The 22457-nt window shown below is 67.8% G+C and carries 19 protein-coding genes; 10 read left to right on the top strand and 9 right to left on the bottom strand.

What is annotated here, in order from left to right; all coding sequences use genetic code 11:
* Positions 1-2: 2 nt before the first annotated feature.
* The 4 genes from CYJ26_RS03440 to CYJ26_RS03425 form a co-directional block, all read right to left on the bottom strand.
* A complete protein-coding gene (locus CYJ26_RS03440) occupies positions 3-1112 on the bottom strand; it encodes a glycosyltransferase family 4 protein (RefSeq protein WP_006549052.1) in 1110 nt (369 codons plus the stop codon).
* Between the two features lie 45 nt (positions 1113-1157).
* Positions 1158-2021 carry a LicD family protein gene (locus CYJ26_RS03435; RefSeq protein WP_082144791.1) on the bottom strand — a complete coding sequence of 288 codons (864 nt, stop codon included), beginning with the start codon at positions 2019-2021 and terminating at the stop codon, positions 1158-1160.
* Positions 2022-2085: 64 nt separating this feature from the next.
* On the bottom strand, positions 2086-3039 hold the full coding sequence (locus CYJ26_RS03430; protein ID WP_006549054.1) for a DMT family transporter: 954 nt from the start codon (positions 3037-3039) through the stop codon (positions 2086-2088).
* 2 nt (positions 3040-3041) lie between these two features.
* Positions 3042-4862 (bottom strand): phosphotransferase, encoded by a 1821-nt coding sequence (locus CYJ26_RS03425; protein WP_244902015.1) that lies wholly within the window; start codon positions 4860-4862, stop codon positions 3042-3044.
* Between the two features lie 269 nt (positions 4863-5131).
* Here CYJ26_RS03425 and CYJ26_RS03420 point away from each other — a divergent pair, with 269 nt between their 5' ends.
* Genes CYJ26_RS03420 through CYJ26_RS03410 form a run of 3 tightly spaced genes read left to right on the top strand, consistent with a single transcriptional unit; the run spans position 5132 to position 8138 of the window.
* Positions 5132-5971, top strand: coding sequence for a LicD family protein (locus tag CYJ26_RS03420; RefSeq protein WP_006549056.1), 840 nt, complete (start codon positions 5132-5134; stop codon positions 5969-5971).
* Between the two features lie 7 nt (positions 5972-5978).
* Complete coding sequence (locus CYJ26_RS03415; protein ID WP_006549057.1) at positions 5979-6872, top strand: glycosyltransferase family 2 protein; 894 nt, start codon at positions 5979-5981, stop codon at positions 6870-6872.
* A 12-nt stretch (positions 6873-6884) separates the two neighbouring features.
* Positions 6885-8138, top strand: a complete 1254-nt coding sequence (locus CYJ26_RS03410; RefSeq protein WP_244902004.1) for a lipopolysaccharide biosynthesis protein — start codon at positions 6885-6887, stop codon at positions 8136-8138.
* 212 nt (positions 8139-8350) lie between these two features.
* Here the strand turns inward: CYJ26_RS03410 and rfbA are convergent, their stop codons facing one another.
* Positions 8351-9223 (bottom strand): glucose-1-phosphate thymidylyltransferase RfbA, encoded by an 873-nt coding sequence (gene rfbA / locus CYJ26_RS03405; protein WP_101637952.1) that lies wholly within the window; start codon positions 9221-9223, stop codon positions 8351-8353.
* A gap of 113 nt (positions 9224-9336) precedes the next feature.
* Here rfbA and manA point away from each other — a divergent pair, with 113 nt between their 5' ends.
* Positions 9337-10527, top strand: a complete 1191-nt coding sequence (gene manA, locus CYJ26_RS03400; protein ID WP_006549060.1) for a mannose-6-phosphate isomerase, class I — start codon at positions 9337-9339, stop codon at positions 10525-10527.
* An 11-nt stretch (positions 10528-10538) separates the two neighbouring features.
* Here the strand turns inward: manA and CYJ26_RS03395 are convergent, their stop codons facing one another.
* On the bottom strand, positions 10539-11342 hold the full coding sequence (locus tag CYJ26_RS03395; protein ID WP_034236629.1) for a TIGR03089 family protein: 804 nt from the start codon (positions 11340-11342) through the stop codon (positions 10539-10541).
* Positions 11343-11671: 329 nt separating this feature from the next.
* Here CYJ26_RS03395 and CYJ26_RS03390 point away from each other — a divergent pair, with 329 nt between their 5' ends.
* Genes CYJ26_RS03390 through CYJ26_RS03380 form a run of 3 tightly spaced genes read left to right on the top strand, consistent with a single transcriptional unit; the run spans position 11672 to position 17571 of the window.
* Positions 11672-11920, top strand: coding sequence for a WhiB family transcriptional regulator (locus CYJ26_RS03390; protein WP_180950843.1), 249 nt, complete (start codon positions 11672-11674; stop codon positions 11918-11920).
* Positions 11921-11947: 27 nt separating this feature from the next.
* Positions 11948-16018 carry a glycosyltransferase gene (locus CYJ26_RS03385; protein ID WP_101637951.1) on the top strand — a complete coding sequence of 1357 codons (4071 nt, stop codon included), beginning with the start codon at positions 11948-11950 and terminating at the stop codon, positions 16016-16018.
* A complete protein-coding gene (locus tag CYJ26_RS03380) occupies positions 16015-17571 on the top strand; it encodes a DUF5719 family protein (protein WP_101637950.1) in 1557 nt (518 codons plus the stop codon). The genes CYJ26_RS03385 and CYJ26_RS03380 overlap by 4 nt, the downstream gene beginning before the upstream one ends.
* Positions 17572-17646: 75 nt before the next feature.
* Here CYJ26_RS03380 and CYJ26_RS03375 read toward each other — a convergent pair whose 3' ends face one another.
* Positions 17647-18108, bottom strand: coding sequence for a metallopeptidase family protein (locus CYJ26_RS03375; RefSeq protein ID WP_231550241.1), 462 nt, complete (start codon positions 18106-18108; stop codon positions 17647-17649).
* Between the two features lie 136 nt (positions 18109-18244).
* On the opposite strand from CYJ26_RS03375, the gene CYJ26_RS03370 reads away from it, so the two are divergent.
* Both CYJ26_RS03370 and CYJ26_RS03365 read left to right on the top strand, forming a co-directional pair.
* On the top strand, positions 18245-18679 hold the full coding sequence (locus CYJ26_RS03370; RefSeq protein WP_034236576.1) for a DUF3499 domain-containing protein: 435 nt from the start codon (positions 18245-18247) through the stop codon (positions 18677-18679).
* A gap of 1 nt (position 18680) precedes the next feature.
* Positions 18681-18902 (top strand): Trm112 family protein, encoded by a 222-nt coding sequence (locus CYJ26_RS03365; RefSeq protein WP_006549067.1) that lies wholly within the window; start codon positions 18681-18683, stop codon positions 18900-18902.
* Between the two features lie 341 nt (positions 18903-19243).
* Here CYJ26_RS03365 and CYJ26_RS03360 read toward each other — a convergent pair whose 3' ends face one another.
* The gene (locus tag CYJ26_RS03360) at positions 19244-20095 is read right to left on the bottom strand and encodes an RDD family protein (RefSeq protein ID WP_006549068.1); all 852 of its coding nucleotides are present in this window, start codon (positions 20093-20095) and stop codon (positions 19244-19246) included.
* A 14-nt stretch (positions 20096-20109) separates the two neighbouring features.
* On the opposite strand from CYJ26_RS03360, the gene CYJ26_RS03355 reads away from it, so the two are divergent.
* Positions 20110-21105: a stage II sporulation protein M gene (locus CYJ26_RS03355; RefSeq protein ID WP_101637949.1), complete on the top strand. Its 996-nt coding sequence runs from the start codon at positions 20110-20112 to the stop codon at positions 21103-21105.
* A 5-nt stretch (positions 21106-21110) separates the two neighbouring features.
* Here the strand turns inward: CYJ26_RS03355 and CYJ26_RS03350 are convergent, their stop codons facing one another.
* Positions 21111-22403, bottom strand: a complete 1293-nt coding sequence (locus tag CYJ26_RS03350; RefSeq protein WP_034236580.1) for a DUF58 domain-containing protein — start codon at positions 22401-22403, stop codon at positions 21111-21113.
* Positions 22404-22457 lie beyond the last annotated feature (54 nt).

Raw genomic sequence — 22457 nt, 5'->3', positions numbered from 1 at the left:
ACTCAGCGAACCTGCGCCGCGATGACCTGCTCGGCGATCGTGGCGTACTGCGCCGCACGTACTGGCCACGTCCACTGCGTGATGAAGGACGGATCCGCAGGACCAGGCGGTGCACTCAGCATCTCGATCAGCGCTTGAGACAGTCCCGCGGCATCTTTGCTTTCACAGATCGTGACCGGCGCACCTTGCTTACGGAGAAGATAGGCTCCCGGTACATCAAAGGTGACGACACGCCCACGCTCAGCGATGGCCTCCAGCAGGGTGGTTTGGAAACCCTCCGAGAGGACGGTGGGGTTGACGAGGGTTGAGCCGCGCAAGGCCTGACGTACCTGCTCCTGGCTCACTCGACCGCGCACGGCGACGACCTCGCTCACGCCCAGCTCCTGAGCATATGCAACGGCACGTTCTCGCTCCGCTCCGTCACCCAGTATCTCGCCCGTTACCTCCGTGCCGCGCTCGCGTAGCCGGCGTACTGCCTCAAGGAAGGTGTCCCACCCCTTTCCTGCGACGACGCGGCCCACAAAGACAAGGTGAGTAGGACGGTCGGGGGAGGGGGGCGTGGGCTGGGGCGGAGTAATCGCGTTGTAGAAGACCTCTGCCGCAGGGGCACCAAGCTTTTCTGCGAACCGCGCAGCCGGCTCGGAGACCCCGAGCACCTTGTCGGCATGCGTGAGCACGTAGCGGCCCATCGTGAGGTCGACAGCACGCGAGCCCACGAAGATGACGGGAGAGGAGTTGGCAACGTAACCGCTGCCGTGTTCGGTATGGATGACGGGAATCCCAGCGCGGCGTGCGGCCTGAAGGCCCACGAAGCTCATCGGGAAAAAACGTGTATGGGTCGACACGAGGTCGATCCCGTGTTGGACGAGGAATCGGGTGAGTGCCTGTGTCGTACCCAGGCTCGGCAGCGTAATGACATCCGCGATGGGCAGATGGGCGCGGCCTGTGAGTACCCGTACCTCACCATCGATACGGCGGCCCGGCGTGGAGGAGATCGTGAGCACCCACACCTCATGGCCGAGGTCGCTCAGTCCCTGGGCGAGATTCTCGATGTGGTACTCCAAGCCACCCACGCGAGGCGGGTAGCTGTTGACAACCATGGCGATCTTCATGTTCCTCGCTTCCTTCGTGGCGATCCTGAGCCGTCTCGGCGCTCGTTACTGCTCGGGGTCCTGCCAGACGCCGAAGCTCACCTCGACCGCTGCGTGGTTCACCCTCTGGTCCTCGGGTGGCAGGTTCATGTAGTCGCCGTAGCCACGAGTGAGGACTGCGTCGAACTTGCGAGCGACCTCCACCTCAATGTCTCCAAAAGGCATGCGGATGGAGGGGAAGAGCTCATCCTCGCGGGCAGACCAGCGCAACGGATCCTGTGTGCAGTAGTCACCGAGCACCGGGGAACCAGTGTTGTTGTAGCGAGTGGCCACCTTCTCCCATTGACGGTAGAGATGGGATGCGGACACGTGGAGCACTTTGAGACCCTGATGTGTGGCGTGGAAGACGGCCTTAGCCAGAGTCTTGGCGGGGCCGGTCAGGCCAGTGTCTGGCGTCGGCGTGCCGTGGAGAAACATGAGGCGCCCCCAGACCCAGCTCTCAGCGCTCTGGCGCTTGAACGCGCGGCGATCCTTGGGAATGCGGTCCAGCGGGAACAGGTCGATGCCAAGAGGCACCTGGAAGGCGCGGTTTCGAGCCACACTGGGTGTAAAGACCGAATCTACAATGCCCAGTACGCCGAAAGGACGGGGGTAGTCGGGATGAGTGAGCTGGGAGACCACCTCAAATTCCGGGGCTAGGAGTGGCGGTGCCTCGCGCAGGAAGCGTTCATAGTCCTCACGTGGCATGCAGACGTCGACGTCGTCGTCCCACGGGATGAAGCCTTGGTGACGCACCGCGCCAATCGCGCTGCCGCCGTAGGCGACGTAGCGAATGTCCAGCTCCTGGCAGACACGGTCGAGCTCAGCGAGCACATCCGTTGCTGCGCGCTGAATCTTTGCCAGGAGTTGCGGATCGCCAAGCTCTGCCACAGATGTGCCCCTTCGGTGAGACGTCATGCAGCCCGCGCTGCGCTAGGGTTATTGTGTCACGGGCTCATGAAGGCGGCTCGGAAGCCGCACCCTGCGCTCGAACGCGCAGCAGGCTGGCCCAGTGGGGCGTCGCCGCGAGGACGGTTGCGGTGAGGATCACCACGCAGCACACGACCTGGTAGGCCGTGGGCACGGTGTGCTGGAGCAGGAAGGCGAAGATCACGGCCCACGCCGAGTAGGAGATGTTCAGAGCCATCCCTCGTGAGGCGCCAATGGTGTTGATCGCCTTGTAGTAGAAGAGGTAGGACACCGTTCCTGCCAGCGCCGCAGCCGCAACCACCGCGGCCGCTGGCGTGACTGAGGCACGTAGTCCCAGCCCCAGCGCGCCAGCCACGGGGGCGACGACCACCAGGTACACCAGCGCCGAGGTGGTCTCACGCAGCTGAAGCGCCGTCTCGTTGTCCACCGTCTCGTCGCGCATGCCCCAGGCGAGGATGACCGCCTCTGAGCCCCAGCCGATGACGCACGCCAGTGCTGCGAGGGTCCCCAGCACGGCCGAGCCTGGGACCTCGGCGCCTGAGGAGGACCATCCCACCATGATGACGGCGCCCAGGGCCACCATGAGCGCCACGACCTGCCGCGGACGCATCCGCTCCTTGAGGAACAATGCTGCCAACGCCGTCCCGACTGCGGGGTAGAAGGTGGAGATGATCGCGGTGTAGGCCGGTCCGATGTTGTCGATAGCGATGAGATAGCCAGACATTCCGAGCGGTCCGCCAAGGAGCGCAGCCCCCATGACCGCCCGGCCGCTGCGGGTGCGAGCCGCCCGGAGCGTGTGCCTGAGCCTCCCACGCACCCCCATGTACACTAGAAGGATCAGCGCGCAGGCGAGGTCGTGAAGAAGGGCTGAGGCGATTGAGGACTGGCCCGCCCCCAGGAACGGGGCCAGCAGCAGTGCCATACCAAGAATGACGGTGTCCAGTCCCCACAGGGCGCCGCTAAGAATTCCGTAACGCATGGTCAGCTCTCCTTGCTTCCTGCCAGGACACCTGTCAGGACCGGGGCGCTGCCTCTCTCGTAGGCCTCGAGCAGCTGATCCACGTAGGCGGCAGCGTGACGGTAGTAGATAAACAGCCACTCGCCGACGTCGTCGCCCTCTGCCTCCTTGAGGAGCGCCCACACGTACCAGCACCAGCCTGCGAAGACCACATAGGCCCAGAAGTGGCGTCGCTCAGCATCAGTAGGTGTCCGACCGAAGTAGTAGCCCAGGGCCTCCTCGCCGTGCGCGGGCGTCATCTGTGTGCACACGACCATGGTTCCAAAGTCGCTGGCGACGTCGGACATGCCGGCGTACTCCCAGTCGATGAGCTCTATCGTCCCGTCCTCGATCACGAGGAAGTTGAGCGGGAAGAAGTCGTTGTGGCTCGGTCCGGTGGGGAAGCCGTCCGCACTGGCGTGGTCCTTGAGCCGCATCACCTTGTCTCGCAGCTCTTGGTAGCCGGGAACATCGATCGGTCCGAGCTGCTCCAGCAGGGCCTCGTAACGCATCCCCTCACTGACGAAGTCGAAGGTACGGGGAAGCGTGCGTCCGCAGCCGTGCAGCTCGCGCGCCATCTCCATGGCGCGCCGAAGCTCCTCAGGACTTGAGACGTCAAGGTTGCGAGCACCAGGGACAAAACGAGAGATCTTCCAGCCGTGTGTGGCGTCGCCTTGGACGAAGGTCTCATCCAGCCCCAGCTCGCTGGCGAGCGTAAGTGCCTCGAGCTCTGCCTGACGATTGACAAGCTTCTCGGTACCGATACCGGGGTGGCGGTAGACGTACTCATTGTCGCCCACGGCGAAGTGGCACGACAGGTTTGTGATGCCCTGCTTGAGGGGATAGAAGTCGGTGATCTCGGACTTGGCGCAGTCCAGGGCCCTGGAGATCGTGTCAAAGACCTCGGAGTCCACGTTCTCCATGAACAGCGGGTCGAAGGAGCGGATCTCGTCCACTGAGTCGAACTCGTTGATGACGCCGGCGGGGTACTTGCGCATCACCATGTCGAGCTCCTTGACGTGGTCCAGGTAGATCGACTCCCACAGCTTTCCCTCGGTCTCTGGCAGGTCGTAGACCTGCTCCAGGATCTGGACGAACCTGGTGGAGAACGCTCGGTCGAAGTAGACGTGGCCCAGCATCGTCCACGCGTCGGCGCCCCCGACGCTCGCTCCGGTGATGCGTCCGCCCTTGCCGGTGGTGATGCACCACTCCTGAGTAGGGCCCTCGACGTACTGGGCGGAGTAGTAGGCCTGGTAGACGTAGGGCTCGAAGGGGTTGGTGGTGAAGTAGTCGTCAGAGGAGCACACGTAGGTGTTTCCCAGCTGCTCGCGGACCCGCCACAGTGACCCGTTGTTGTTGCGGGTGAGGTAGTCGTCGTTGACGACGATCGTGGCGCCGAAGCGCTCGGCGAGGTAGAAGAAGTACTCCTTCTTGTAACCCACAACCACCGTGATGTCAGTGATACCGGCCTCGTGCAGCTGTCTGATCTGGCGCTCGATGAGGACCTCGCCGCGGACCTTGAGAGTGCCTTTGGGACGCTCGTAGGAGATCGGAGCGAAGCGTTGTGACAACCCTGCGGCCATAATGACAGCGTTGTCCACCTTGTAGGGGGCCAGGGCCTCTAGGCCCGACGGCGTCAGGGCGCCTTCGGGGGAGAGGTAGCCCGCTGCCTGCAGCTCACGCAGTCGTGAGTTCACGGTGCCCAGGGAGACTCCTGCTGCCTCAGCGAGTTCGCGTTGCGTGAGTCTCTCGCTGCTCGCGCGCACGGTGTTAAGGATGTGGAACTGGGTGTGCCTGAGCGGCATCATGGTCTCACTCACTACTCTTGCCTCCCTTGTTCAGTTCTTAAACTGAAGGGTTCGTGTTTGAACTCAATGTACCGCACTCGTCAAGTGAACACGGGATCTTCGTCGAGAGCCGGTAGTGGATGGCCCCTCGGTGATGTGCTAGGCCTCGGCCAGGTCCTGCGAGCAACGCGCGGGTAGTTGCGGCGACTTGCTATGACCTGCGACTAACATGGCGGCGGCACGGTGAGTCCAGGAGCGACGTAGTGGAATCTGCGAGAGGGTCGGTGATGGCTGCGTTAACGATGGAGGAGATTCGAGAGGTAGAGCTCGGGTGTCTACGCGAGCTGGATCGTGTCTGTCGAGCACATGGGCTGCGCTACGCCCTGGCCTATGGCACCCTCATCGGCGCGATGCGCCACAAGGGCTTTATTCCCTGGGACGATGACATCGATGTCTACATGCCTCGCAGTGACTATGAAGAGCTCTATCGCCTTTTTCGGGTGGGGGAACTGGGCTCTCGTTACACGCTCACTTCCTATCGTGATCACTCCTCGATCTACCCCTTCTTCAAGCTTGTTGATACCCGGACGCGTGCCGAGGAGTCTTTCCTCAATGAGCGTCATGCTTCGGGCTTGTGGGTCGATATTTTTCCTCTCGACTATGTCGATATTGAGTCGCCGCGTCTGAAGCGCGTCGCTGCCCAGGCGTATCGCCTCGTCTATTGGCGACACGTGGCGGCCACCGACCCACGCTTTGCGACGTCAGCTCGGGCACGAGCTCTCAAATACGCCATCTATCCGCTCACTCGCCGCATTGATCAGTATCGGCTGGCGCGCCGAGCTGACGAGCTTGCTCGGTCGGTGAACCTAGATCCGGCGGCGCGCTCCCCGCGCGCGCGTTATGTCCTGCTTGTTGACGACCGTATGGAGCGCAACATCCTTGCCCCCAGTGACCTCTTCCCTGTGGGGGAAGCGTTCTTCGAGGGCGAACGCTTTCCGGTTCCTGCGAAAGCCGCCGATGTCCTCACCGCCTACTACGGGACGTGGGAACAGATCCCCCCCCCCGATCAGCGGCCTCCAGCCCACCTGAGAAGAGTGGTGTGGGTAGGTGGGGACAGTGAGAAGTGAGGACACGATGACTGATCGACCACCTGCAACACCGCCCACGGTCTGCGTCTTCACCCCGACCTACCAGCGTGCGTATACCCTGCGCAAGCTCTATGAAAGCTTACTTGCTCAGACCTCCCACGATTTTGAGTGGCTGATCGTCGACGACGGCTCAAGCGACGGCACCGACGAGCTCGTCCGCTCCTGGCAAGAGGAAGCACGCATCCGTATCGACTACCTCCACGTGGACAACGGCGGAAAGCCTCGGGCGATCAATCGCGGCGTCAAGCGCACGGGAAGTCCGCTTTTCTTCGTCGTCGACTCAGATGACTGGCTAGTGCCCACTGCGGTTGAGCACATCCTCAAGGTCTGGAAGCGTATCGAAGGCCAGGATCGTTACGCAGGCTTCGTCGCACTGCGCGGGACAGATGAAGCCACTCCTATGGATACCTGGATGCCCGCCGATGGTATCGACGTGAAGTACTGGGATCTGTTCGAGACGATGGGCTTTCGTGGCGACACCTCTCTCATCCACCGCACTGAGGTGCTGCGGGACTACCCCTACGACGTGGCGCCAGGTGAGATCTTCATTGCGGAGACCTCCGTGTATTACCGGCTCGACGAGCACTACGACATGCTTACCGACAACACGATTCTCACCATTTGCCACTACCTGCCCGATGGGCTCACCCACAACTTCGTGGCCAATGCCAAACGCAACCCCATTGGCTATTGGAAGCACAAGCGATACTGTGCCCAGCGATCCACCACTGTCAAGGGACGCATCCGTGAAACCATGCTCTACCTGGTGGGCTGTGATCTTGCTGGGAAGAAGGACCCGGTCCGTAGCGCGCCCTCGCGGCTGCTGGCGGCCTCCCTCTTCCTGCCCGCCAAGGTCGTCCGCCGTACGCTTTTTAGATGAGGAAGTGGTGCCGTGCCTGCTAGTTCCGAGCTGAACGGATCTCAGGACGGCCTGTCTCTGCGTACCAATATGCTGTGGAATACCACAGGCTCGATGGTGCGACTGGCATGTAATTACCTTGTCACCATCGCCGTCGTACGGCTGTCGACGGGCTTTGATGGCAACGGTGTACTTACCTTGGCCTCCACAGTCTCAAGTCTGGCGATTCCGTTTGCAGAATTTCGTCTGCGTACCTTGCACGTTACCGATATCAGGGGTGAGCGTGCTTCGGGGGAGTACATCGGTCTACGGATCCTTAGCTCGACGATCGCCTTCGTTCTGGGCGTCGTCTACTCGCTGCTCACCAATGGTCTTGCCTCCTTGGGCGTGGTGACGCTCTACCTCATCTACTCCATTGCGACGGCCTTTATTGAGGGCTTCCATGCCATCGATCAACGTCATCGACGCATGGACTACATCGGTCTGTCCTACATCCTGCAGGGCCTGAGTACGTTGGCTGTCTTCTGCCTAGGCCTGTGGCTCACCAACTCCCTGGAAGTCGCGGTGGGCGCCATGGCGCTCGCGGCAGTCGCCGTCGGAATCTTCTATGACGTACCGCGCACGAGGCGCTTTGACTCCATCACGCCCATCCTCGATTTGCCGACAGCGGTTCGGACCCTCCTCGCCCTGCTGCCTCTCGTGCTTGCTCAGGTGGCGAGCTCTGCCGTTCTCGCTATTCCTCGCCAGGAGCTTGCTCGGGAAATGGGGGAAGCAGCGCTCGGTATCTACTCCTCGATTGCGGCACCCGTTGTCATCGTCCAGATGGGGGCGGCCTATGTCTATGGCCCGCTGATGGGAGAGTTCGCGGAGTCCTTCTATCGTGAGAGACGAGCGGGCTTGCGCCTCCTGGGTAAGACAACTCTCGCTGTGCTGGCTCTGGCTGCGGTGCTGGCTGTGGCGCTCCTGATCTTTGGCCGTCCCTTGCTGTGGCTCATGTTCGGAGAGAAGGTTCTGCCCTATATTTCGCTGCTTCAGCCCACGATCATCTGCACGGTCTTCACGGCATTCGCCTGGTTCTTCAACGATCTGCTCCTCGCCCTGCGCGATTTCAGGGGGGCCTTGATCGGCAATATCGCAGCCGTCGTGACCACGGCTGTCTGCTCGACGTATACGGTGCGTGCCTTCGGCATGAATGGTGTGAGCTGGGCGGGTGTTGCCTCCTATGGCGTCGCCCTGGCGGTCATGGCGCTCTTCTTCGCGCGCGACTACCGGCGCCTGGGGCGCTAGATCTCAGCACCTGCATGATGCGAAGTTGTTCTCTTCTTGAGGGGAGGGTTTGAAGGACTCTCAACTACGGATATTTGTCGTCATGGTAGGAGTCTCACGGGGGAGGGGCTCTCGGCTCACAACGACTGCGGTACGAGGGGTTCAACAGAGCCTGAGAGCGGGCTCCGCAGCAGTGCAGAACCCGCCCTGAGGGTGTCGTCAGGCCTCTCTGCTCAGCGCCGCTCGCGCTCCAGCAGGTCCAGCAGGTACTGGCCGTAGCCGGACTTGACCAGGGGCTCGGCGCGCTCACGCAGGCCGTCGTCGTCAATGAAGCCCATGCGCCAGGCGATCTCCTCGGGGCAGCCGATATTGAGGCCCTGACGGTGCTGGATCGTGCGGATAAAGCTCGTCGCGTCAGCCAGTGAGTCAAAGGTTCCCGTGTCCAACCAGGCGGTACCGCGGGGGAGGACCTCCACCTCAAGACGGCCGGCCTCTAAGTAGGTCCTGTTGACGTCAGTGATCTCGTACTCGCCACGCGCCGAGGGCTGGAGGTTCTTAGCGATCTCCACGACGTCGTTGTCATAGAAGTACAGACCGGGAACGGCGTAGTCGGACTTGGGCTGAGCGGGCTTCTCCTCAATCGAGATGGCCTTGAAGTCCTGATCGAACTCCACCACGCCATAGGCCGTGGGGTCCGCCACCTGGTAGGCGTAGACCACACCGCCAGCGGGGTTGGTGTGGCGGCGCAGGCGCGTGCCCATGCCAGGGCCGTAGAAGATGTTGTCTCCCAGGACCAGCGCGGCGGGCTGATCTCCAATGAAGTCCGCGCCCAGGACGAAAGCCTGTGCCAGACCGTTGGGGACCTCCTGGACGGTGTAGGACAGGTTGACACCCAGCTGTGAGCCATCACCAAGCAGGCGATGGAAAGCCGGAGCGTCGTGCGGGGTGGTGATGACCAGGACGTCCTGGATCCCTGAGAGCATGAGGGTGCTCAGGGGGTAGTAGACCATCGGCTTGTCATAGACCGGCACCAGCTGCTTGGAGGTGCCAAGCGTGATGGGGTTGAGTCGCGTGCCGGAGCCACCGGCCAGGATGATGCCTCGCATAGGGGCAAGTGTGGCCTACTTTGGCCAGTTGTGGGGCGAGGCGCGAGTACGAGTGCCGGGAGAAACCTGGCGGGTCCCGCGTATTCGGCGCGCCGTCGGCTAGCGTGGCGTTTATGGAGCGACTCGACGGTGCCCGTCAGTCCTATGACTGGGGCTCACGCACAGCGATCCCGCAGCTGCTCGGTACTGAGGCGGACGGCCGGCCCTGGGCTGAGCTGTGGTTCGGTGCTCACCCGGCCGGCCCCACACGCTTGACCACTGGGGCCACTCTCGCCTCCCTCCTGGAGTCCTCGCCTGATCGGCTTCTGGGGGAGGACGTGGTACGGCGTTTTGGCCCGCAGCTGCCGTACCTGCTCAAGATCATCGCTCCGGACAAGGCGCTGTCTCTCCAGGTGCATCCCTCCCTTGCTCAGGCACAGGAAGGCTATGAGCTGGAGAGTCAGGCTGGTATCCCGGTGGATTCGCCAGTACGGAATTACCGAGACTCCAACCACAAACCGGAGATGGTGCTGGCGCTCACTCAGTTCGAGGCGGTCGCCGGTTTCCGGGCTCCGCGCCGGGCAGCCGAGGTGCTCGGAGGGCTGGGCTCCGGGCTGGCACGGCGCATCCGCCGCGGGCTGCGCCTCAATCCCACGCGCTTTGGCATCCGTCAGGTCTTCTCCGAGCTGGTCTCCGCGGGCACGCGACCCTCGGCCCAGGAGGTGACGGAGCTGGTCGAGGAGCTTGGCCAGCGTCTGGAGGCGGGAGACTCACCGTCCCGCCGAGTGGATTCCAATGCCCTCACCATGGCGCAGGCCTTCCCTGGCGACCCAGGCATCGCGGCGGCTCTCCTGCTCAACCCGGTCACGCTGCGGCCTGGAGAAGCGCTCTTCGTCCCGGCAGGAGCTGTTCACGCCTATATCTCCGGTCTGGGTGTGGAGATTATGGCTAACTCGGACAATGTGCTGAGAGCTGGGCTGACCTCCAAGCACATTGACATCCCGGCCATGCTTGCCTGCGTTGACTACGTTGCGGCGCCGCCAGTGCGTCCGGCTCCCGAGTACCTCTCGCGCGCCACCCGGGTCTACTACGCCCCCGTGGACGACTTCGAGCTCATGGTCACCACGATCGTCCCGGAGGACGATCGCTTGGCTCTCCCTGGACGTGGACCGAGGATCTTGCTGGCCGTTGAGGGGGTGACCACAGCCACAACTTCAGCAGGTAGTGCTGAACTGAGTGCCGGTCAGGCACTGTTCGTCGGCGCTGACGAGCGCACTGTGTGGCTTGAAGGTCATGGGACGGTCATTCAGGCTGACGTGCCCTAGGGTGAGGAACGTCAGCAGCCAGCCGACAGGCTCATTCGCGCGGCCCGCTCCTGGCGCGCCGCGGTGGCCACGAGGGACTCCTCAGCATCGGGCGCCACGAGCACGGCCGTGCGGCCGGCGCGCCAGGCGGCCAGGACGGCCAGCATCGCCGTCGCGCTCGCGGACTCCTGGATGAGCACGGCTGGCCCCTCCTCAGGCAGCCGGGCGGCCTCGTGGGCTGTCTCCTGCCGGCTGAGCGTGGCCCAGGTCGGCTCGCCTACCGCCTCGTGCTCCTTGTCCGCCTCGCTGCCGCGCCACGCGCCCAGCTCGTGGCGCGGCAGCGTGAGCGCCGCGTGCCCGGGGCCGGCCGTCGCCGGTGGGAAGGAGTCGGCATAGGTCATGACGTCAGCCACGCCGTCGAGCACGAGTGGCGGCAGCCCGGCTGAGCCGCTGCCCTCCTCGCCTTCCCAGCGCACCGCCAGCGGCGCGCGTGGTACGAGCACCTGGACCTCGGCCACCGGGTCGAGGTCCCCAGGCGTGAAGGCGACTGAGACCTCGGCCGGAGCGCCGTCGTCGCCCAGCACCACGCTTCCGCCGGCCAGCCAGGTTCCCAGGCACCAGGTGACCAGCCGCCAACTCGGCCCCAGCGCAAGCCTCACGCGCGGCGCCGTGCCTGCCTCGGCCTCAAGAAAGCCCGCGCTCTTGGCCGCCCACATCGCCAGCACGTGGCCGGTCAGCTCCACCCGCTCGCCGGCCGCGTACCACACCAGCCACGGGCGGAAGGAGTCGGCGGCCTGGGGCAGGAGCGGGAGCAAGGGGTCCGCGGGAGCAGTCATGGCGGCATTCAACCTGACGGTGGGGTCGCGGGCCAGGCGCGCGTCAGCCAGGCGCGTGCCCGAGCTCCTCTGGCTCCAGGCGGGGCGTGAGCGGGCCACCGGCCTCGCCTGCGCGGCGCCCGTGTGTGTCTCGCGGATATCGCGGTGAGGTGTACCTAAGGTCCGTGGTTGGTGAAGTCGGCTACTCCGCTTGACGGACCCTGCCTACACCCGTGTAATTTCATCCGTACACCCATGAGCCATTCGGAAGGGACGCCATCGTGTGGAACATCCTCGGAGACGGTCCGCTGCAGCGGACCGACGAGGCCGACGACGCGGCTCTTCGCCTCATCTTCGGTGGCGAGGAGGCCGACGACGGTCCTCTCGCGTGGCAGGAGCGCGCCCTGTGCGCCCAGACGGACCCGGAGGCCTTCTTCCCTGAGAAGGGCGGATCCACTCGTGAGGCCAAGCGCGTGTGCGCGACCTGCGAGGTCCGTGAGGAGTGCCTGGAGTACGCCCTGGCCAATGACGAGCGTTTTGGTATCTGGGGCGGGTTGTCCGAGCGTGAGCGTCGCAAGCTCAAGCGGCGCGCCGTCTGAGTGTGACCGGATGGTTGTGACTCAGCGATGACGTCGGCGGTCTCCGCCTTCGCAGCTCACGCCGCCACGCCCGGTCTGACCACGCTTGCCGTCGTCGTGACATGTGGCGTGACGCCATACCTGCCGTCTGCCCTTCGCGCCGTCGCCTGCCAGACCGTGGTTCCGGGCGTGGTCCTGGTGGTGGACGCCGCCTCGCGCGCCAACGGCCTGGGTGACGGCACCCCCGTAGAGGAGGTGGTGGACACCTCCGGACTCGACTCGGTCGCCGACGTCCGCATTGTGCGCGCGCCCGAGGCCCCCACCTTCATCGCCGCCGTGCGCACCGGCCTGGAGCGCTACGCAGCCCTGCTGGAGCAGGGCAACCGCCGCCGCGCCCCGCGTGGCTTGCGCGCCACCGGCACCTCCTGGCCGACGTCCTCCCTGGCCACCGGCCAGGGCCTGCACTATGACACCAGCTCCGGCCGCGGCCAGCTCACCGGCCCGGCCGGGAGCCTGTCACCCATCACGCGCGCCGAGAGCCGCGCCCACGCCGCGGTCATGGATTCGACTGCCGCCGCCCAGGACTCCTGGCTGTGGCTCCTCCACGATGACTGCGCACCCGAGCCCGAGTGCCTGGAGAGGTTGCTGGGCGCGGTGAGCAACGCCCGCTCGGTCGCGATGGCCGGCCCCAAGCAGGTCGACTGGGACCACCCGGACCAGCTCCTGGAAGTCGGGCTGCGCACCACGGCCGCTGCCCGGCGCGCGAACGACGTCATCGACGGCGAGATCGACCAGGGTCAGCACGACGACCGCAGCGACGTCCTGGCCGTGGGGACCGCGGGCGCCCTGGTGGACCGTGCGGCCTGGGCCTCCTTGAGCTCGGTGGCTGATGACGTCTCCGTCTTCGCCGACGGCCTGACCATCTCCCGCGCCCTGCGGCTGGAAGGGCGGCGCGTCGTCGTCGTCCCGCGGGCCGTGCTGCGCCACCGCCGTGCCTCCTACCTCGGCCTGCGGGCCACGGGTGAGCTGGGCGCCCGGGCGCAGGCGGCCCCAGGGCCTCGCCCCGCTGGCAAGGACGCCGCGCTTCCCGCGGACGCCGAGCCACAGCCCGACGCCGATTCCTCCTTCCGTGCGCGTCGCATGGCCCAGCTGCGGTCCTGGGCCGCCTTCTCCTCTCGGCCGCTGCCGGCGTTGCTGCTCTGGTTCCTCGTGCTGGGACTGGGGCGTGGCGCTTGGAGGCTGCTGACCAAGGACCCGGCTCTGGCCCGTGACGAGCTTGCCGCAGCCGCTGCGACGCTGCGTTCGGCGCGGCGACTGCGCCGTGACCGACGGCGTCTGGGCTCGCGCGCCACCGTCTCACGCTCCGTCCTGGCCGAGCTCTACCTGCCGGCCTCCGAGATCCGCGCGGTGCGCCGAGATCGCGCTCGTCAGGCGCGCGAGCGGGCCGCTCGCGCTGCCGCCCCGAGCGAGCTGGAGCTGCGCGAGCTGGCGGGTCTGGCTCGCCGTCGTCGTCGGGTTCTCGGTGTGGTCCTGCTGCTCACCCTCGCCCTGGCACTGGTCGCGACCTCGCACGTGCTGACCACTCGTGCCCTGACCGGTGGAGCCCTAGCCTCCCTGGACTCCGGCTGGCGGCAGCTGTGGGACGCTGCCTGGAGCACCTGGAACCAGGCTGGCGACGGCTATACCGGCACCCTCAGTCCCTTCCTGGCCATGCTGGCCCTGCCCCTGGCGGTCGCCTCGATGCTGGGCATCAGCGGTGACCTGGCGGTCCATGTCCTGCTCGTCGCAGCACTGCCCCTGGCCGCGGCGGGCGCCTGGTACGCCGCCGGCACTATCACCAGGCGCACGAGCCTGCGCGCCTGGGCCGCGCTCGTGTGGGCCACCACCCCCACCCTCCTGCTCGCTCTTGGCCAGGGACGCCTGGCGCCGCTGGTCGTGCACCTTGCCCTGCCGTGGGCGGCTACCGCCCTGGCCCGCGCTATCGGGGCGGACCGGCGTGATGTCATCCTCTCCGGGCTGGTGGGTGCACGTCACGTCTCTGAGGCCGAGCGCGCCGAGCTGGACCGCTTCGCCTCTGAGGCGGTTGAGTCTCTCGCTCACCTGGGTGAGGACGCCGACCGCGAGCCGGACACTGACCGCGAGCCGGACGCTGAGGTGGCCGACGCTGCCCGGGCCGAGGACGCGGCTCAGGCGGAGGACTCGGGCGTCCTGGCGGCGGACTCCGAGGACTCGGGCGGAGCGCAGCCGGGCGATGACGCGGCCGAGCCCTCACCAGCCTCGCAAGCCTCGCCGCCGCCGTCGCACGGTCCCTCCAACGGGCCCGTTGATGATGACCCGGCCACCCCGGTGCTCGACGACGCTCAGGGCGTTCTCGTCTCCGCTCAGACCACCCGTGGCGCGGCGGTGCGCGCCGCAGCGACTGAGCAGTACGGCAACGGATCGCCCACGGCTGCCGCGGTAGCCGGTCTGCTGCTCAGCCTGGTCGTGGCCGCGGCCCCGGCAACGGCCCTGGTCATCCTGCCGGCGCTGGTCCTGCTTATCCTGGTCTCGCCGCGCCGTCTGGCGCGCCTGGCGCTGACGGTGGTGCCGGTGGCTGTCACCGCGCTGCCCGCCCTGTGGCACGCTGTGCGGATCGTGCAGGAGCTCGGAGGCCTCGCTGCCTGGCGTCAAGGCCTGCGCTACCTGCTGACCGATCCGGGCGCGCCGGTTGCCGCGCCGACCCCGGGTGGCCTGGAGCTTGCCCTCGGCCTTCCTGTCTCCCTGGAGGCACTGACCGAGGGGTCCGTGCACGCCGTCGTCGCCAGCATGGTGCTGCTCCTCGCGCTCGCTGTCCTGCCGGTCCTGGCGCTCAGCGGCCTGCTGGTGAGCGGAGTGCGCGGGCACCGGGCCCGGGCCGGGGTCCTGATGGCGGTGTGCGGCCTGGTGCTTGCGGCCCTCGCGGTGCGTCATGTCACCGCCATCGGCACGGCCGTGGACGGCACCGGCTCCCTGCTCGTGACTGGATGGCCGGGGCCCGGACTCAGCCTCATGCTCGCAGGACTGCTCACCTCCGCCCTGGCAGGGGCGGACGCCGCCCGGGCCACCTTGGTGCGTCACCACTTCGGGTGGCGACACCTGACCGTAGCCGGCCTGGGGTGCGCGGCGCTCCTGGCTCCCCTGGTCCTTGGCGTGGCCTGGGCGGCTGCCGTGCTCAGCTCCTCCGGCACGGGCAGCCAGGCTCTGGTCATGGCGCTGCGCCCGGCCTCACAGCAGATCCCCGTCATCGCAGCGGAGATGGAGCGTTCCTCAGCCGCCGGTCGGGTGCTCGTCCTGACCTCCACCTCGGAGGGCATGAGCGTAAGCCTGTGGCGGGGCGACGGCACCCGCTTGCTCGACACCACCCCGGACGTCCTGGCGGCCCAGCTGGGCGCGCGGGTGGCAGGCGCGACCGGCGCGCTGCAGGCCCCGCTGCGACCGCAGGCCCGGGGCGGGGTGGCTGGGACGGCGTCGACCGACGGCGCCGCGGCGGCTGACAGCGCCCTCGTGCCTCTGACCCTGAGCGACCGCGCTGACCAGGAACTCGCCGACCTCGTCGCGCGGGCCGTGGGCGGCCAGGACGAGCAGGTTGCCGACGAGCTGGCTCGCCACGGCGTCGCCGTCGTTCTACTGACCGAGCGCGCCGGCGACGAGGTCACCGCCAGTGCACGGGCCGGGCTGGAAGCCACCCCCGGCCTGGAGTCCCTGGCCCAGACCCCGGTCGGTGTCTCGTGGAGGGTCGGCCCCTCCCAGGCGGCTGAGGTTGCTCGGCTCTCGCTCGTGGACTCCACCGGCCAGGCCACTACGGTGTCCGACGAGCCAGGCGCTCAGGTGACCGCCTCCGAGGATGAGCGCACGCTCGTCCTGGCCGAGCGGGCCTCGCAGGGCTGGACCGCCTCCATCGGCGGAACCGAGCTGGAGGCCACCAGCGTCTCCGGCAGCGACTGGCGCCAGGCCTTCACCGTTCCGGCCGGGGTCTGCGGGACCCTGACCCTGAGCCACGCCTCGCCGCTGGCCGAGGCGGCAACCTGCGTGATCTGGGTCGTGTGGGTCCTGACCGCCCTGGCGGCCCTGCCCCTGCGGCGTCGGAGGAGCCTACGATGACGACTCCGCGTACCTTCCTTCGCCGAGGCACGGCCCTCCTGGCTGCAGCTGGTCTCCTGGCCGGCGCAGCTGGCGCGACCTGGTGGGCCACCTTGACCCCGACCGCCGCCCAGGCCGAGGTCGGCGCAATCAGCGTGCCCGCTGCCGTGACTGAGTCCGTCTACGCCTGCCCTGCCAGCCCTGGTAACTCGGTGGGCGCCGTCGACCTGGGGCAGACCAGCTCGGCCACCTCGATCACGGTTCTCGGCGCGGGGACGCGAGCGGCCTATGGGGGCCAGCGGCTGGAGGACTCCACGTTGTCTACCGACGACGCCGTGGGCGGAGTCCTCACCCTCGCCCCCGGGCAGGACTCCGAGGCCTCGGCCACCGGGCTCGTGACAACCTCGACCGCCTCGGGCGACCTGAGAGGCCTGACCGCCTCGGCCTGCGCCCCGGCGTCGGCGGTGTCCTGGATCGTTGGCGGCTCGGCGGCGCTGGGCTCCTCCTCTGAGCTGCGCCTGGTCAACCCCGGCCGCACCACGGTCACGGCGACCGTCACGCTCTACGGCTCGACGGGGCCGCTCACCCTGCCTTCTGGCGGACAGGTCGCGGTGCCGGCCGGTGGCTCGGCCTCGGTGCTCCTGGAGTCGGCATCGTCAGCTGACGCGCGCGTGGCGGTCTCCGTGGAGGCTGACGGCGGGATGCTCATCCCCTCGCTGGCCACGGAGTCTCTCGACGGCGAGACCCCGGCCGGCACGGACGTCTTGACGGCGGGGGCCGCTCCCTCCACGGACTTGCTGGTGCCTGGGGTGGTCCTGGCGGATCCTGAGAAGGATGCTGGGAGCTCGGATGCGGGTAGCTCGGGCGGCGAGGCGCACTCTGGTGCTCAGGACGGCGGTGGCGTGCAGGCCGCGGCTGGCCCGGCGCTTCGGATCGTCAACCCTTCCGAGGCTGAGGCCACCGTCTCGGTCACGCTCGTCGGTGCTGACGGGGAGAAAGAGCTTCCTGGTGCGCAGTCGCTCGTGATCGATCCCGGCGCCGTCTTTGACGTGAGCCTGGAGGGCGTGGCAGCGGGGACCTACGGGATCCGCGTGACCTCCGACCAGCCGGTGGCTGGCGCCGCGCGGCTCGTGCGGACAGCGGGGGAGTATCCGGCCGGGTCGGGCACGTTGATGCGTGACGTGGCCTGGGTGCAGGCGCAGGACGCTGCTGTGGTGGCGGACGCCGCCCTGACGGTGCCGGCGCCGGGTCGCGGACAGACCATTACCTCTACGCTTGTGCTGACCAACCCGGCGAGGCAGTCGGCCACCGTCACCCTGGCGGCGGCGACGGGCTCCTGGTCTCAGGAGGTCACGGTGCCGGGCGGCAAGACGGTGAGCGTCGACCTGGACGCCGACACGCTGCCCCAGGGAACGGGGGCGTTGACACTCTCCGCCCCTCAGGGCTCCCAGGTGCGTGCGGCTGCGGTGCTCACCCAGAGCGTGGAGGGCGACGCTGCGGGCACGCTGATCGCCGTCGTCCCGCCCGTGGCCGACGCCGCAGCGGCCTCGGCCAGGTCCCTCCAGCTGCGCTGAGCCCCACGGGGTACGGGGCGTCCAAAGCGGCGTGCCGGGACAGAGGCCCCGTCCTTGGACGCTGGGGATCGCGGCTCAGGAACCGAAGGCAGTGGGGTCGATGTCCTCGGGCCGGCGACCGAGCATCTGCGCCACTTGCTCCACCACGACCTGCCGGACGAGCTCAGCCAGCTCGTCTTCACCGTCGGCGCGAGAAGAGACTGGTTGGCGGTAGATGATGATGCGGGAGGGCAGTCCTGCCCGAGGCTCGGCGGAGAAGCCGCGTCCCAGCACCACGCCGCGCTCCCACGGTGCAGGGTCGGAGGGGGGAACCTCCTCAACGGCGAACTGGATCGTCTTGACCACCGGCCAGCGCCGTGAAAGATCCTCAGCAGCTGAGGCGACCATCTCGTCGAACTTCTCGGCTCGTGTACGCCAGGCCGGCAGGTGAGGCGGCAGCAGCGGTCCGCGCAGGCCGCGTCCGTGGCGGTCGCGCCGACGTCCGGGTGTAGTGAGGGCCGGGCGGCTGTCTGGCTCAGGGGCGGGCAAGGAGGTCACGCCTCAACCCTACGAGTCGTCGGGGCCGGGACAGGTGATCGTTGCTCCCACCGCTTCGGGTTGCGCCGTGGGAGATCCGGCCCCGTGACCGAGTGGCGCTGCCGGGCCCGGGCAGGAGGCGCGGTAGCCTGCGACGGTGAGAACCGTCAGAAGCTGCCGCAGACCAGGTTGCGAGAATCCCGCCGTCGCGACGCTGACGAGTGTCTACGCCGACTCCACGATTGTGCTTGGCCCCTTGGCCACTGAGCGTCAGCCTGAGGCCTACGACCTGTGCGAGAAGCACGTCGAGTCCTTTACCGCCCCGAGAGGCTGGCAGGTCATCCGCCTGGCGGCAAGCTTCGAGCCTGAGCCCCCCAGTGAGGACGATCTTCTTGCCCTTGCGGATGCTGTGAGGGATGCCTCGCGTCACCAGCGTCCCCGCCCTCAGCCGGCGGAGCGGACGGGGCGTCCTGGCGGGATCTTGCCCTCGCCGCTGACGCAGCAGGCGTCGGAGACCCTGCCGGAGATGGATGGTTCCGAGATCATGCGACGTGGTCACCTGCGGGTGTTGCGTGGGCAGAAGGAGGACTGAGATGAGTACCCAGGCCTGGACGCCAGTTGACGGGTCTGTCAGCGGTGCGGACGCGCAGATCCGCGCGTTGTTGCGCTGCCCGGTGACGGGAGAAGAGCTTGTGGACGTCCGCGGCCCCTCTGGCGAGGTGGGGCTGGCTTCTCGCGGCGGTGGTCTGGTCTACCCAGTCCGTGACGGTGTGCCGATTCTTCTGGCCCACGAGGCGAGTCCTCTGGAGAACTAAGGCGGCTCTGCGCCGTTGCGCGGCACTGCTGCCTCTCTCTTCCGTGCTGCCGCTGCGCCGCCCCTGGGCGCTGCTGCCCCCTCTCCCGTACTGCCGCTGCGCCGCCCCCCGTCTGTCGGTACTGCCGCTGCCCCGCGGCGTTCTTCGCCTGTCCGTCATCGCCACATGCGTCGGTTTCTCGCTACCCCTTGGCCGTCTTCGCTACTCCTTTGTTTCCTTCGCTACCCGGTGGCGCGCGCTATGGGGTAGCGGTTGGCGTGAAGGGGTAGCGGTGGTGAGGGCGGGGTAGCGACCAGCGCCAGAACGGGGCAGCGGGAGCAGTACGCGCAGGGCTCGGCGGCTCAGACCACGCCGTAGGGCAGCCGCTGCGAGCGCTCGAGCTCACGCTCCTCCAGTGCGCGGTCGCCCAAGGCCATCTCCAGCTCACGGTCGCGACGCTCGCACAGCACGGCAGCCAGGAAACGCTCTGGGTGCGTGCCTGTGGGCGGGACAGTGACGTACTGCGAGACCTGAGCGGCCAGCTCCTGACCCACCCGGGCGCGTGCCTGCGGCGCCAGAGTGGAGGCCCGCTGGAGGAAGGTCCGTGCCGCAAGCGCCAGCGTGCCCGGCAGCGCCCGCATGTCCGCCTGGGCGGCCCACTGCGCGAGCTCGGGAGGCATGAGCAACGGGGGAGCGCTCAGAGCGCCTGAACGGACGGTGAGCACGTAGGTCCCGGCCAGCAGGTCGCCCAGCCGCTTGCCACGCCGGGTGACGATGCATGAGGCGATGGCGATCCCTCCCGAGGTCGCCCAGATCTCGATCACCGCCGTGAGCGCACGCACCAGCGCATGGCGGAAGCGAACCGCACCACCGTCGTCCCGCACCACACGGGTCCCAGTGACCATGCGGCCTGCGCTGCGTCCCCGAGACAGCGTCTCGACGGCCACCGGCACGACCACCATCCAGCACAGGACCACCAGCGACACAAGGACGCCGGAGCCGGCGCTGCCCGGCTCTCCGAGCCTGACGTACAGCGTCAGCCACAGGAGCAGGGTGACGATCCCGCCCAGGGTGTACAGCGCGTAGTCGATGAGCCCGGACAAGATCCGCGCTCCCACCGAGGCCGCGGTGACCTCGAGAGCCACCGCCTCCCCGATGACCACGCGCTCAGGGACCATCATCCGCTCGGAGGAGGTGTCACTCAACCACGTCATGCCACACTCCTTTCGTGGATATTGACGCCTTCAGTGTGGCCCACCGCGACCAGTGGGAACGGCTGGACCACCTCGTAGCCGCTCCCCGCCTCAGCGGGGCCCAGGTCGACGAGCTGGTCACGCTCTACCGCAGTGCAGCCCGTGACCTGTCCCGCCTTCGCACCGGCGCCCCGGACCCGCAGCTGCTGGCCGAGATGTCCACTCGCGTGGCGGCCGCCCGCGGACGCATCACCGGTGCTCGTGACCTGCGGGTCAGCGACCTGCGTCGCTACGTCACGGTGAGCATCCCAGCGGCGCTCTACCGCCTGCGCTGGTGGACGCTGGGTGTCACGGCGATCGAGCTGCTCATCGCTGTGGTCGTAGGCGTGTGGACCCTGCGTGAGCCTTCTGCCATGGCCGCCCTGGGCAGCCCGTCCGAGCTGGACGCCTACGCCCACAAGTCCTTCGAGGCCTACTACTCCGCCTACTCGGCCCCTGACTTCGCCTCCATGGTCTGGACCAACAACGCCCGTATCGCAGCCCTGTGCGTGGCTGGAGGGATCACCGGCATCGTTCCGGGCTACATGCTGCTGGCCAACGCGGTCAACGTGGGGCAGGCCGGCGCCATCATGGCCGACCATGACATGTTTGGCCTCTTCCTGGTGCTGATCTCCCCGCACGGTCTGCTGGAGCTGACCTGCATCTTCATCGCCGGCGCCGCAGGCCTCAAGCTCTTCTGGACCATGCTGGTTCCGGGCCCGCGTTCGCGTGCGGTTGCCCTGGGGCAGGAGGGTCGTTCCCTGTTCACCGTTGCCGTGGCGCTGACGGCGGCGCTGGGTGTGGCCGGTCTCATCGAGGCCTTCGTGACTCCCGCCCCGGTTCCCTGGGCGCTCAAGATCGTGGCCGGCGTGCTCGCCCTCGCGGTCCTGTGGGCCTACACCGTGGGGCTGGGACGGCGTGTGGTCCTGGCCGGGTACAGCGGGGACCTGGCCAATGAGGAAGCCGGTCAGGTTCCGGCCCAGGTGGGCTGAGGCACTCATAGCCGCCCCGCGGCCTTGAGGGCCAGGTAGGAGTCCGCCATGGCCGGCGCCAGGCGGACGGCCGGAGCCTCCACCACCTCGATACCGCCACGGCGCAGCCGGTCCTGCACCGCCGCCAGCTCCAGCAGGTCGCGCTCAGCCGAGGCCGCCAGGTAGGCGTCCTCGGCGTCCTCGCGCCGGCTGCGCAGCTCCTCCAGCTCCGGGTCCGAGGCGGAGGCCACCAGGACCGTGTGGTCGCGCGCCAGCGCCGCCAATGAGCGCAGAAGCCCGGCGTCCGTGCCGGCACCGTCCAGCGCCGTGAGTACGACGACGAGTGCGCGCTGGGACAGGGCGCGGCGCACGGTCTGCGCCAAGGCGGCCCAGTCGGTCTCGCTGAGCTCAGGGCTGACCGGGGCCAGGGCATCGGCCAGGGCGCTCATGAGCGCCGGCCCGGACTCCCCACGCACCTGGACCCCCACCTGCTCACTCATCGTGAGCACGTCCACGCGGTCGCCCGCGCGCGAGGCCAACGCCGCCAGCAGGAGGCAGGCCTCGATCTGGGCGTCCAGGCGCGGCTCGTCTCCCAGCCTGGCAGCGGACAGGCGGCCGGTGTCGATGACGATGAGGACGCGTCGGTCCCGCTCCGGACGCCAGGTACGCACCACGACCTCGCCCCGACGCGCAGTCGAGCGCCAGTCGATGGAGCGCACGTCGTCCCCGACGACGTACTCGCGCAGGGAATCGAACTCGGTGCCGGCCCCGCGCACCATGACGGCGCTGCGGCCGTCCATCTCGCGCAGCCGCGCCAGACGACTGGGCAGGTGGCGCCGCGAGGCGAAGGCCGGCAGCACGCGCAGCCGCGCCGGGCTGCGCAAGGAGGCCTGCCTCCCGGCCAGTCCCAGCGGACCTCGGGAGCGTACGGTCACCAGGTCCGCCGTGCGGTCACCCCGGCGAGTCGGGGTCAGCACGGTGCGATGACGACGTCGCTGGCCGGCAGGCACCTCCAGCCGGCCTCGCTCGTTGCTGGCTCCGGCCGACGGCGGCCACGCGTCACGCAGCTCCAGGCGGGCCGTGCGCCGGCCGTCGTTGGCGACGGTGAGGGTCGCCGTCGTCGACTCGCCCAGGCGGATGGCACGGGCCAGGCTTCGCTCCACCCGCAAGGCGCGTGGGGAGGGAGCCGCCAGGACGTCCAGGGCCACCAGCGCTACCACGCCGGCGCACCAGGCCAGCACGCTGACGGGTCGGGGAACCAGGAGGACCACGAGACAGCCCAGCGCCGTCAGCCACACGCTGCGGGTGGTCAGGTACATCGTTCCTCCTGCGAGATCTGGTACGTGATGAAACGGGCAGGCCTGCACGGCCGA

The sequence above is a fragment of the Actinomyces urogenitalis genome, assembly GCF_002861525.1.
GTDB lineage: Bacteria > Actinomycetota > Actinomycetes > Actinomycetales > Actinomycetaceae > Actinomyces > Actinomyces urogenitalis.
This window is presented reverse-complemented; position numbering and strand designations above follow the sequence as displayed.